This window comes from Burkholderia sp. LMG 13014, from assembly GCF_905232215.1.
Lineage (GTDB): Bacteria > Pseudomonadota > Gammaproteobacteria > Burkholderiales > Burkholderiaceae > Burkholderia.
Window position 1 is genome coordinate 1 of record NZ_CAJNKE010000141.1, and the last position, 12,266, is coordinate 12,266.

The following is a 12,266-nucleotide window of genomic DNA, read 5'->3' on the forward strand; positions in this document are numbered from 1 at the left end:
TCGATGGTCTACGACGAGATCCGCGTGGCGCTCGCGCACAACCATCAGTTGCTGCGCAATACGTCGTTCGAGGCAGCGGCCGACCTGCTCGCCGGCGCGAAGATGACCTACGTGTACGGGCAGGGCGGCGGCTCGACCGCGCTCGCCGACGAGTTGCGCTTCCGGCTGGTGCGCTTCGGCCGGCCGGTCGCGAGCTACCAGGACAGCGTGCTGCAGCGGATGGTGGCCGCGACGCTGTCGCGCGATACCGTCGTGGTCGCGCTGTCGGTGAGCGGGCGCGTGCCCGAGCTGCTCGAGAGCTGCCGGCTCGCGAAGCGCTACGGCGCAAAGCTGATCGCGATCACCGCGCCGGCTTCACCGCTCGCGAAGCTGGCCGATCACCTGATCCCGGTCGTCGCGTTCGAAACCGATTTCATTTACAAGCCGTCGACATCGCGCTACGCGATGATGATGGCGATCGACGTGCTCGTCACCGGAGTCGCCTTGCGGCTCGGTGATGCGGGCCGAGAATCGCTGCGTCGCATCAAGCACGCGCTCGATGCGCACCGCGGCGGCGGAGACCGTCAACCGGTAGGAGACTGACCATGCATTCGCATCCCGAAGCCGCCGATACGCTGATCGTCGGCGCGCAGCTTTACGACGGTACCGGCGCGCCGCCCGTCACGCGCGACGTCGCGATCCGCAACGGCCTGATCGCGGCGATCGGCAACCTGTCGAACTGGCTTGCCGAGAATGTCGTCGATGCGAACGGCCGCGCGCTCGCGCCGGGCTTCGTCGACGTGCACACGCATGACGACACGCACGTGATCCGCGCACCGGAGATGATCCCGAAGATCTCGCAGGGCGTGACGACCGTGATCGTCGGCAACTGCGGGATCAGCGCGTCGCCGGTGACGCTCGCGGGCGATCCGCCCGATCCGATGAACCTGCTCGGCGAGCGCGGTGCGTTCCAGTACCCGACCTTCGCCGACTACGTCGCGGCCGTGAACGTCGCGCGTCCGGCCGTGAACGTCGCGGCGCTCGTTGGCCACACGGCGCTGCGCAACAACCAGATGGACCGCCTCGACCGCGCGGCGACCGACGGCGAGATCGCCGGCATGCGCGCACAGCTCGAGGAGGCGCTCGCGAACGGCGCACTCGGCCTGTCGTCGGGCCTCGCGTACGGCTCCGCGTTCGCGGCGCCCACCGAAGAGGTGATGGCGCTCGCCGAGCCGCTCGCGAACGCGGGCGCGTTGTACACCACGCACATGCGCACCGAGTTCGACGCGATCCTCGATGCGATGGAAGAGGCGTACCAGGTCGGCCGCCATGCACGCGTGCCGGTCGTGATCTCGCACCTGAAGTGCGCGGGCCCGTCGAACTGGGGGCGCAGCACCGAAGTGCTCGCATCGCTCGAAGGCGCGCGCCGCTACCAGCCGGTCGGCTGCGACTGCTATCCGTACAGCCGCAGCTCGTCGACGCTCGACCTGAAGCAGGTGACGGGCGACATCGACATCACGATCACGTGGTCGGAGCCGCACCCGGAAGTGGCGGGCAAGCTGCTGAAGGCGATCGCGGCCGAGTGGGGCGTGACCGAGCAGGAAGCCGCGCAGCGCATCCGCCCGGCGGGCGCCGTGTACCACAACATGTCCGAGGACGACGTGCGCCGGATCCTGTCGCATCCCGCGACGATGGTCGGCTCCGACGGCCTGCCGAACGATCCGCTGCCGCACCCGCGGCTGTGGGGCGCGTTCCCGCGCGTGCTCGGCCACTACGTGCGCGACACGAACCTGCTGCCGCTCGAGGAGGCGATCCGCAAGATGACGTCGCTGTCCGCGCGCCGCTACGGGATTGCGCGGCGCGGCGAGGTGCACGTGGGCTACCACGCGGACCTCGTGCTGTTCGATCCGGCGAGCGTGATCGACGCCGCGACGTTCGAGAAGCCGCAGCAGCCCGCGCACGGGATCGACGCCGTATGGGTGAACGGCGTGCTCACTTATGAAAACGGCCAGCCGACCGGCGAGCGCGCCGGCGGCTTCGTCGCGCGCGGCGAGCGCGTGCCGGCGAGTGCCGACGCCGCGTTCTGAGCGCGGTGGTTGTTCCGATCTGCCGCGCGCGCCATCGTCGGTGCGCGCATCCGCAACCGTGCGTTGCATGGGCCGACGCCAGCGCTGACGCGCGAGCGCCGGTCCACACACAAGGAGTGAAACGATGAAGCGATATGGCGTAGGCGAAGCGAAGGGCACGGGCGGCCAGGTGATGCCGTTCGCACGCGCGGTCGAGGCCGATGGCTGGCTGTACGTGTCGGGCCAGACGCCGATGGTGAACGGCGAGGTCGTCGAAGGCGGCATCGTCACGCAGTCGAAGCAGACGATCGAGAACGTGATCGCGATCCTGAAGGAAGCCGGCTACGGCCTCGAGCACGTCGTGCGCTGCGGCGTGTGGCTCGACGACGCGCGCGATTTCGCGTCGTTCAACAAGGTGTTCATCTCGTACTTCGGCGAGCATCCGCCGGCACGCGCGTGCGTGCAGTCGAGCATGGTCATCGACTGCAAGGTCGAGGTCGACTGCATCGCGTACAAGGCGCCGGCGAAGTAACGCCAACGCCGCCACGGCGAGCCGCTACGCAACGGGCCCGGCGCATTCATGTGCGCCGGGCCCGTTTTTTCATGTGCAGGGCGTCGGCCGACCGGCGGGCGTGCGCCCGAGGCCGCAACCGCCGCAACGCATTCCGCCCGTTCATGTAATGTGCCGCATGACCGTACGGGGAGGACATGTATGGAATGGGCTGCGCTGGTGCCGGAGCTGATCTGCTCGGACCTTGCCGGAAGCGTTCGCTTCTATCGCGACGTGCTGGGATTCCGGATTCGCTTCGAGCGTCCGGAAGACGGGTTCGTCTATCTTGAATTCGGGCGGGCTCAACTGATGCTCGAGCAGTACAGCCCGGAGGGCTGGCTGACCGGCCCGCTGGAGCCGCCGTTCGGGCGCGGGATCAATCTGCAGATCGAGGTCGATGCGCTCGACCCCATTCTCGACAGGATTCGCGCCGAAGGCGTGACGCTGTTCGTCGAGCCGCGCACGTCCTGGTATCGGGAGGACGAGATCGAGCATGGCCAGGTCGAGATGCTGGTACAGGATCCCGACGGCTACCTGTTGCGCCTGGTGGAGATTCTTCCGGAGCGGCCGGTGAGCGGGTGACGCCGGCCGCGCTTCTCTGCACGATGAAAAACAGCCCGTCCGGATGCATCCGGCCGGGCTGTTCTATATGGGGTGACCGCCGCGCGTTGCCAATTGCAAACCGCGGCGGCCGCCCGCCGCCGTCACTGCCGCGCGTTGCGCGCGTTGTCCGGCATCGGCTGGTTGTAGTTGGTGCGGAACGGGTTGATGTCGAGCCCGCCGCGGCGCGTATAGCGCGCATACACCGCGAGCTTCACCGGTTTGCACGCATGCAGGATGTCGAGGAAGATCCGCTCGACGCACTGCTCGTGAAAGCCCGTGTGGTTGCGGAACGAGATGATGTAGCGCAGCAGGCCCGCGTGGTCGATCTGCGGCCCGACATAGTGGATCTGCACGCTGCCCCAGTCGGGCTGGCCCGTGACCGGGCAGTTCGAGCGCAGCAGGTCGGACACGAGCGTCTCCTCGACCGGCGCTTCGTCCTCGGCGGCCGACAGCAGCGAAGGATCGGGTTCGTACACGTCGGTGTCGAGGTCGAGCCGGTCGAGCGACAGCCCGTCGAGTTCGTCCATTTCCAGCTTGCCGAAATCGTGCGGCGATACCAGCTGCACGGAGACGGTCGCGCCGCATGCGGCCGATACGTCGCGCTTCAGCGTGTCGCGCACCGCGTCGATCGAGTCGAATTTGGTTTGCGCGAACGAGCCGAGATACAGCTTGAACGACTTCGATTCGACGATGTTCGCCGATTCGGCCGGCACGTAGAAGGTTGCAACGGCGATCTGCGGCTTGCCGCGCGCGTTGAGCCACGACAGCTCGTAGGCGTTCCAGATGTCGGTGCCGAAGAACGGCAGCGCCGACGTGATGCCGAGCTGCTCGCGTGCGCCGGCGCGCGGGATCGGGAACAGCAGCGACGCGTCGTACTGGGCGGCGTAGACGGTGGCCTTGCCGAGCGGGGAATGTTCGGGATGCATGCGTGACGCCTTTACGACAGGAAGAGGCGGTAAGCCGGGTTGGCGCTTTCCTCGACATACGGATAGCCGAGTGCCGCGAGGAAGCGTTCGAATTCGGCGCGATCGGCCTGCGGCACCTGCAGCCCGACGAGGATCGAGCTGTAGTCCGCGCCCTGGTTACGGTAGTGGAACAGGCTGATGTTCCAGTCCGGCGCCATCGACGACAGGAACTTCATCAGCGCGCCCGGCCGTTCCGGGAATTCGAAGCGGAACAGGCGCTCGTCGAGTGCGAGCGGCGAACGGCCGCCCACCATGTAGCGGATGTGTTCCTTCGACAGTTCGTCGTGCGTCAGGTCGACGGACTTGAAGCCGTGCGATTCGAAGTTCGCGGCGATCTCGGCCGATTCTCCGCGACGCTTGATCTGCACGCCGACGAAGATGTGCGCGGCCTGCGCATCGGCGATCCGGTAGTTGAACTCGGTGACGTTGCGGTCGCCGACGAGCGAGCAGAAGCGCTTGAAGCTGCCGCGCTCCTCGGGGATCGTGACCGCGAACACGGCTTCGCGCGCTTCACCCACTTCCGCGCGCTCGGCGACGAAGCGCATCCGGTCGAAGTTCATGTTCGCGCCGGACGTGACCGCGACGAGCGTCTGGTTCTCGATGCCTTCGCGTTCCGCATAGAGCTTCGCGCCTGCGACCGCGAGCGCGCCGGACGGTTCGAGCACGCTGCGTGTGTCCTGGAACACGTCCTTGATCGCCGCGCACAGTGCGTCGGTGTTCACCGTCACGACGCCGTCGAGATATTCGCTGCAGAGCCGGAAGGTTTCTTCGCCGACCAGCTTCACCGCGGTGCCGTCCGCGAACAGGCCGACCTCGCTCAGCTCGACGCGCTTGCCCGCGCTGAGCGACTGCGCCATCGCGCACGAATCTTCGGCCTGCACGCCGATCACCTTGATCTCCGGTCGCACCGCCTTCACGTAGGCCGCGACGCCGGACGCGAGCCCGCCGCCGCCGATCGGCACGAAGATCGCGTGGATCGGGCCCTGGTGCTGGCGCAGGATTTCCATCGCGATCGTGCCCTGGCCGGCGATCACGTACGGATCGTCGAACGGGTGGACGAACGTGAGACTGCGCTCTTCCTGCACCTTGACCGCATACGCATACGCATCGCTGTACGACTCACCGGCCTGGATCACCTCGACGCTCGGGCCGCCGTGCGCGCGCACGGCATCGACCTTCACCTGCGGCGTCGTGACGGGCACGACGATCACCGCCTTGACGCCCATCCGGGCCGCCGAGAATGCGACACCCTGCGCGTGGTTGCCGGCCGACGCCGTAATCACGCCGCGCGCGAGCGCGTCCGCCGGAATGTGCGCCATCTTGTTGTACGCGCCGCGCAGCTTGAACGAGAACACCGGCTGGTTGTCCTCGCGCTTCAGGTAGACGGCGTTGCGCAGTCGGGCCGACAGGTTGCGGGCGGATTCGAGTTCCGTCTCGATCGCGACGTCGTAGACGCGCGCGGTGAGGATTTTCTTCAGGTAATCGTGGGATGCCATGGGCGCTCGCGTGCAGTGCGGAAGCAGACGGTAAAGGATCAATGATAGCGCCAAGGGTCCGCCCGCATGCAAGCGGCATGCCGAGTGCGCGCTTGGCGGGCCGTGCGGGCGGCGCGTCGGCGCGCTCGCGGGGCCTTTTTTACCGGTTTAACTGCGTGGTTACCGACCGGACGGACGGCGAATGGTCGCACGAAATCGCGCCGAGCCAGGCCTGGCGCGGCTCGCGGGGATAGCCCCACGACCTGTCCGACGTGTCACGCATGGCCCGATCATGGGTTAGAATTCCGTTTTGAATCAAGGATCGGAAGATGCAGAGGCACCCTCGGATCGCCCCGTTGAAGCCGACGCCGCGCGCAGCCACCCCCGCGGCGGAGCGGCATGCGCGCCGCGCGCGATCGTGCTGATGGTTCCGAGTGCCGCCAGGCCCTGTCGCCGGCCAGGAGGGGCGAGTCGCCCGCTCCGGCCCCATGAAGGACAGCCGCGCGCCTGGTAACAGAACAGATTTCCCCAAGATTGCGCCCACGCGCTTGCCGACGCCCGTGCACGGTGTATCGGCCCTCCGAGTCGTCCGAACATGAACGCACCACAAGTTTTCGATCCGCATGGCGCGGCTGCTGCCGTCGCCGCCGACCCCGCGCCCCGCTTGCGCGAGATTCCCTACAACTACACGTCCTTCTCGGATCGCGAGATCGTGATCCGCCTGCTCGGCGAAGAGGCGTGGTCGGTGCTCGACGAGTTGCGCGCCGAGCGCCGCACGGGCCGCTCGGCACGGATGCTGTATGAAGTGCTCGGCGATATCTGGGTCGTGCGCCGCAACCCGTACCTGCAGGACGACCTGCTCGACAACCCGAAGCGCCGCGCGCTGCTGATCGAGGCGCTGAATCACCGCCTGACCGAAATCGGCAAGCGCCGCAGCGCGGACCTCACCGCGCACCGCGACGACGCGGGCCGCGAGCGCGCGGTGCGCGTCGAGATGCTCGAAACCGCCGCGCAGCGCGCGGTCAACGAGTTCGCCGACGAATTCGAGAAGATGGCCGACCTGCGCCGCCGCGCGACCAAGGCACTCGGCCGCTGCACGCAGAAGGACAACATCCGCTTCGACGGGCTGTCGCGCGTGTCGCACGTGACCGACGCGACCGACTGGCGCGTCGAATATCCGTTCGTCGTGCTGACCCCCGATACCGAAGCCGAGATCGCGGGCCTCATCAAGGCCTGCTTCGAGCTCGGGCTGACCGTGATCCCGCGTGGCGGCGGCACCGGCTACACGGGCGGCGCGGTGCCGCTCACGCCGTTCTCCGCGGTGATCAACACCGAAAAACTGGAACAACTCGGCGCGGTCGAGCTGACCGAACTGCCAGGCGTCGCACACAAGGTGCCGACGATCTTCTCCGGCGCGGGCGTCGTCACGCGCCGCGTGACCGAGGCGGCAGAAGCGGCCGGCTACGTGTTCGCGGTCGATCCGACCTCGCTCGACGCGTCGTGCATCGGCGGCAACGTCGCGATGAACGCGGGCGGCAAGAAGGCCGTGCTGTGGGGCACCGCGCTCGACAACCTGGCCTGGTGGCGGATGGTCGACCCGGACGGCAACTGGCTCGAAGTCACGCGCCACGAGCACAACCAGGGCAAGATCCACGACATCGCGGTCGCTCGTTTCGAGCTGAAGTGGTTCGACGGCGCGCACGCGCCGGGCGAGAAGCTGCTGCGCACCGAAATGCTTGAGATCGAAGGCCGCCGGTTCCGCAAGGAAGGGCTCGGCAAGGACGTGACCGACAAGTTCCTCGCCGGCCTGCCGGGCGTGCAGAAGGAAGGCTGCGACGGGCTCATCACGTCCGCGCGCTGGGTGCTGCACAAGATGCCCGCGCACACGCGCACCGTCTGCCTCGAGTTCTTCGGCCAGGCGCGCGAAGCGATCCCGAGCATCGTCGAGATCAAGGACTACCTGTTCGAAACGTCGAAGCAGGGCGGCGCGATCCTCGCGGGCCTCGAGCACCTCGACGAGCGCTACCTGCGCGCGGTCGGCTACGCGACCAAGAGCAAGCGCAATTCATTCCCCAAGATGGTGCTGATCGGCGACATCGTCGGTGACGATGCCGATGCGGTCGCGCACGCGACGTCCGAAGTGATCCGGATGGCGAACGGCAAGAGCGGCGAAGGCTTCGTCGCGGTCAGCGCGGAGGCGCGCAAGCGCTTCTGGCTCGACCGCAGCCGCACGGCCGCGATCGCGAAGCACACGAACGCGTTCAAGATCAACGAAGACGTCGTGATCCCGCTGAACCGGATGGGCGAGTACACCGACGGCATCGAACGGATCAACATCGAGCTGTCGCTGAAGAACAAGCTGCAGCTCGTCGACGCACTGGAAGCGTTTTTCCGCGCCGGCAACCTGCCGCTCGGCAAGACCGACGACGCGAACGAGATCCCGAGCGCCGAACTGCTCGAAGACCGTGTCCAGCAGGCGCTGGAGCTGCTCAGCCGCGTGCGCGCCCGCTGGGAATTCGTGCGCGACCGGCTCGACCAGCCGCTGCGCGAGGCGCAGCACTACCTCGTGCAGCTCGGCTACGAGGCGCTCGCCGAGAAGTTCGCGGATCGCGCGGACGAGCAACCGGGCGCGACCGTGTTCCACATCACGCAGGACCGCACGGTGCGGATCTCGTGGAAGCAGGAGATCCGCGCGGAACTGCGCGCGATCTTCAACGGCGGCGCGTTCAAGCAGATCCTCGACGAGGCGCAGGCGATCCACAAGCAGGTGCTGCGCGGCCGCGTGTTCGTCGCACTGCACATGCACGCGGGCGACGGCAACGTCCACACCAACCTGCCGGTCAACTCCGACAACTACGAGATGCTGCAGGACGCCCACGCGGCGGTCGCGCGCATCATGACGCTCGCGCGCTCGCTCGACGGCGTGATTTCCGGCGAGCACGGCATCGGCATCACGAAGCTCGAGTTCCTGACCGACGACGAGATCGCCGAGTTCCGCGCGTACAAGCAGCGTGTCGACCCGAACGGCCGCTTCAACAAGGGCAAGCTGCTCGAAGGCGCCGATCTGCGCAACGCGTATACGCCGAGCTTCGGGCTGATGGGGTACGAATCGCTGATCATGAAGCAGTCCGACATCGGCGCGATCGCCGATTCGGTGAAGGACTGCCTGCGCTGTGGCAAGTGCAAGCCGGTGTGCGCGACCCACGTGCCGCGCGCGAACCTGCTGTACAGCCCGCGCAACAAGATCCTCGCGACGTCGCTGCTGGTCGAGGCGTTCCTGTATGAAGAACAGACGCGCCGCGGCGTGTCGATCAAGCACTGGGACGAGTTCAACGACGTGGCCGACCACTGCACGGTGTGCCACAAGTGCGCGACGCCGTGCCCGGTGAAGATCGACTTCGGCGACGTCACGATGAACATGCGCAACCTGTTGCGCAAGATGGGCAAGAAGAAGTTCAACGCCGGCAATGCGGCGGGCATGTTCTTCCTGAACGCGACCAACCCGCAGACGATCAACGTCGCGCGCAGCGTGATGATGGGCGCCGGCTACAAGGTGCAGCGCTTCGCGAACGACATGCTGAAGAAGGTCGTGACGAAGCAGACGCAGCACCCGCCGGCAACGGTCGGCAAGCCGCCCGTGGTCGAGCAGGTGATCCACTTCGTCAACAAGAAGATGCCGGGCAACCTGCCGAAGAAGACGGCGCGCGCGCTGCTCGACATCGAGGACAACAAGATCGTGCCGATCATCCGCGACCCGAAGTCGACCACCGTCGATTCGGAAGCGGTGTTCTACTTCCCGGGCTGCGGCTCCGAGCGCCTGTTCTCGCAGGTCGGCCTCGCGACGCAGGCGATGCTGTGGGAAGCCGGCGTGCAGACCGTGCTGCCGCCGGGCTACCTGTGCTGCGGCTATCCGCAGCGCGGCTCGGGCCAGTACGACAAGGCCGAGAAGATCGTCACCGACAACCGCGTGCTGTTCCACCGGGTCGCGAACACGCTGAACTACCTCGACATCAAGACGGTGGTCGTGTCGTGCGGCACCTGCTACGACCAGCTCGCGGGCTACGAATTCGACAAGATCTTCCCGGGCTGCCGGATCATCGACATCCACGAGTTCCTGCTCGAGAAGGGGATGAAGCTGGATGGCGTGTCGGGCACGCGCTACATGTATCACGACCCGTGCCATACGCCGATCAAGACGATGGACCCGGTGAAGCTCGTCAACGAGCTGATGGGCGCGGAGAAGGACGGCTACAAGATCGAGAAGAACGAGCGCTGCTGCGGTGAGTCGGGCACGCTCGCGGTCACGCGCCCGGACATTTCGACGCAGGTCCGCTTCCGCAAGGAAGAGGAGATCCGCAAGGGTGCCGCGAAGCTGCGCAGCATCCCGGTCGTGGCCGGCAACGCGCCGGCGCCGGCCGCCGCGGCCGCGAACGGCCCGGACGTGAAGATCCTGACCAGCTGCCCGTCGTGCCTGCAGGGCCTGTCGCGCTACGGCGAGGATGCGAACCTCGAAGCCGACTACATCGTGGTCGAAATCGCGCGCCAGGTACTCGGCGAGAACTGGATGGCCGATTATGTCGCACGTGCGAACAATGGCGGGATCGAGCGCGTGCTGGTCTAATGCGGGCATGACGACCGCCCGACCGGGCCAGGAATGAGCGGGCGCCGGCGCAGCAATGCCGGCGCCCGTCCACATGGGAGCGACGATGGAATGCGTGTTTTGCCGTGAAGACGGCGGCGAGCTGCTCTGGCAGGACGATGCGGTGCGCGTCGTCCTCGCGACGGGCGAGCACGAGTATCCGGGCTTCTGCCGGGTGATCTGGGGCGCGCACGTGGCCGAGTTCTCCGATCTCGGCGAGCCCGAGCGGGCCCATTTGATGCGCGTGGTCTACGCGGTCGAGCGGGCCGTGCGCCGCGTGATGCAGCCGAACAAGGTGAACCTCGCGAGCCTCGGCAACATGGTGCCGCACGTGCACTGGCACGTGATTCCGCGCTTTTCCAACGACGCCCATTTCCCGCAGCCCGTATGGGCGCCACGCCAGCGCAGCGTGTCCGAGGCGCTGCTGCGCTCGCGCGCCGCGCAGGCCTCGCTGCTGCACAATGCGGTGCGCGAGGAAATTCAACGCATGACCGATTCGAGGCAGCCATGAGCGGTTTGACTTCCACGACGCCGATTCCGTCCGGCGTCGTCGTGCACGCGGTGTCGCGCGTGCTCGAATTGCAGTACCCGAACGGCGACAGCTACCGGATTCCGTTCGAGCTGATGCGCGTGTATTCGCCGTCGGCCGAGGTGCGCGGCCACGGGCCCGGCCAGGAGACGCTGCAGACGGGCAAGCGCGAAGTGACCATCACCGCGCTCGAGGGCGTCGGCAACTATGCGCTGCAGCCGACCTTCTCCGACGGCCATTCGACCGGCATCTACTCGTGGGATCTGCTGTACGAGCTGGCCACGCAGCAGGACGCGCTGTGGCGCGACTATTTCGACAAACTGAAGGCGGCGGGCGTCGAGCGCGATGCCCCGATGCCGGCGGCGGGTGCGTCGCACGGCCACTGCCACTGAAATTCGACGGCGCCCGCTTGGCGCCGTCTTGCCATTTACTGAGGATCAACGCGATGAGCAAAACCCACTTCGGCTTCGAAAGCGTCGAGGAAAACGAAAAAGCGAAGAAAGTGGCTGGCGTGTTCCATTCGGTCGCGAGCAACTACGATCTGATGAACGACCTGATGTCGGCGGGCATGCACCGTGCGTGGAAGGCGTTCACGATCGCGCAGGCGAACGTGCGCCCCGGCTTCAAGGTGCTCGACATCGCGGCCGGCACCGGCGACCTGACGAAGTCGTTCAAGAAGGCGGCCGGGCCGACGGGCGAGGTCTGGCATACGGACATCAACGAATCGATGCTGCGCGTCGGCCGCGACCGGCTGCTCGACAAGGGCATCGTGACGCCGTCGCTGCTGTGCGATGCGGAGAAAACTCCCTTTCCGGACAACTACTTCGATGTGGTCACGGTCGCGTTCGGGCTGCGCAACATGACGCACAAGGATGCCGCGCTGGCCGAGATGCGCCGCGTGACGAAGCCCGGCGGCCGCGTGATGGTGCTGGAATTCTCGAAAGTCTGGGATCCGCTGAAAAAAGCGTACGATCTGTATTCTTTCAAAGTATTACCGTGGCTTGGCGACAAGTTCGCGAAAGATGCTGAAAGTTACCGGTATCTTGCTGAATCTATCCGGATGCACCCCGACCAGGACACGCTGAAGACGATGATGGAACAAGCGGGCCTCGATGCCGTCAAATATTACAATTTGTCAGGTGGCGTGGTAGCTTTACACCTAGGAACCAAGTACTAAGGGGTTCTTTCCATACATTTGTCTTACATCCGGAGAAGCTGATGTTCGAATCGCGTTCGTTGTTCAACCGTAGCAAGCCGTCGAAGCCGTGGGCTCGACGGGTCGGCACGCTGCTGATGGTCGGCCTGCTCACGGCCGGCACGTTCGCATCGCTCGACGCCGAAGCCAAGCGCATGGGCGGCGGGCGCAGCATCGGCCGTCAGAACTCCACCGTCACGCAGCGCCAGGCCACGCCGCCCGCGCAGCAGCCGATGCAGCAGCTGTCTCGTATCCACATCTCCGA

10 protein-coding genes and 1 pseudogene are annotated in these 12,266 nt (G+C 66.5%); 9 read left to right on the forward strand and 2 right to left on the reverse strand.

The features are described 5' to 3' along the window. From JYJ84_RS16325 to JYJ84_RS16340, 4 genes are all read left to right on the forward strand, one after another. On the forward strand, nt 1-582 hold a 582-nt coding region (locus tag JYJ84_RS16325), incomplete at its 5' end, for a MurR/RpiR family transcriptional regulator (protein WP_205189286.1). Between the two features lie 2 nt (nt 583-584). After that, entirely contained in the window at nt 585-2,066 is a 1,482-nt protein-coding gene (locus tag JYJ84_RS16330) for an amidohydrolase family protein (RefSeq protein ID WP_175221642.1), read from the forward strand. Between the two features lie 124 nt (nt 2,067-2,190). After that, nucleotides 2,191-2,577 carry a RidA family protein gene (locus tag JYJ84_RS16335; RefSeq protein WP_011353171.1) on the forward strand — a complete coding sequence of 129 codons (387 nt, stop codon included), beginning with the start codon at nt 2,191-2,193 and terminating at the stop codon, nt 2,575-2,577. A 180-nt stretch (nt 2,578-2,757) separates the two neighbouring features. Further along, the gene (locus JYJ84_RS16340) at nt 2,758-3,177 is read left to right on the forward strand and encodes a VOC family protein (protein WP_122946252.1); all 420 of its coding nucleotides are present in this window, start codon (nt 2,758-2,760) and stop codon (nt 3,175-3,177) included. 122 nt (nt 3,178-3,299) lie between these two features. Here JYJ84_RS16340 and queF read toward each other — a convergent pair whose 3' ends face one another. Both queF and ilvA read right to left on the reverse strand, forming a co-directional pair. After that, on the reverse strand, nt 3,300-4,124 hold the full coding sequence (gene queF / locus JYJ84_RS16345) for an NADPH-dependent 7-cyano-7-deazaguanine reductase QueF (RefSeq protein WP_122946251.1): 825 nt from the start codon (nt 4,122-4,124) through the stop codon (nt 3,300-3,302). An 11-nt stretch (nt 4,125-4,135) separates the two neighbouring features. Further along, on the reverse strand, nt 4,136-5,659 hold the full coding sequence (ilvA, locus tag JYJ84_RS16350) for a threonine ammonia-lyase, biosynthetic (RefSeq protein WP_122946250.1): 1,524 nt from the start codon (nt 5,657-5,659) through the stop codon (nt 4,136-4,138). Nucleotides 5,660-6,233: 574 nt separating this feature from the next. Between ilvA and JYJ84_RS16355 the strand changes: the two genes are divergently transcribed. The 5 genes and pseudogenes from JYJ84_RS16355 to JYJ84_RS16375 all read left to right on the forward strand — a co-directional run. Next, entirely contained in the window at nt 6,234-10,259 is a 4,026-nt protein-coding gene (locus JYJ84_RS16355) for a DUF3683 domain-containing protein (protein WP_122946248.1), read from the forward strand. A gap of 85 nt (nt 10,260-10,344) precedes the next feature. Continuing rightward, nucleotides 10,345-10,788, forward strand: coding sequence for an HIT family protein (locus tag JYJ84_RS16360; protein ID WP_174955593.1), 444 nt, complete (start codon nt 10,345-10,347; stop codon nt 10,786-10,788). Further along, nucleotides 10,785-11,198, forward strand: a complete 414-nt coding sequence (locus JYJ84_RS16365) for a gamma-butyrobetaine hydroxylase-like domain-containing protein (protein ID WP_122946246.1) — start codon at nt 10,785-10,787, stop codon at nt 11,196-11,198. The genes JYJ84_RS16360 and JYJ84_RS16365 overlap by 4 nt, the downstream gene beginning before the upstream one ends. A 53-nt stretch (nt 11,199-11,251) precedes the next feature. Then, entirely contained in the window at nt 11,252-11,983 is a 732-nt protein-coding gene (gene ubiE / locus JYJ84_RS16370; protein ID WP_175221678.1) for a bifunctional demethylmenaquinone methyltransferase/2-methoxy-6-polyprenyl-1,4-benzoquinol methylase UbiE, read from the forward strand. Between the two features lie 41 nt (nt 11,984-12,024). Beyond that, nucleotides 12,025-12,266: pseudogene (locus JYJ84_RS16375) on the forward strand (hypothetical protein); the annotation flags it as partial.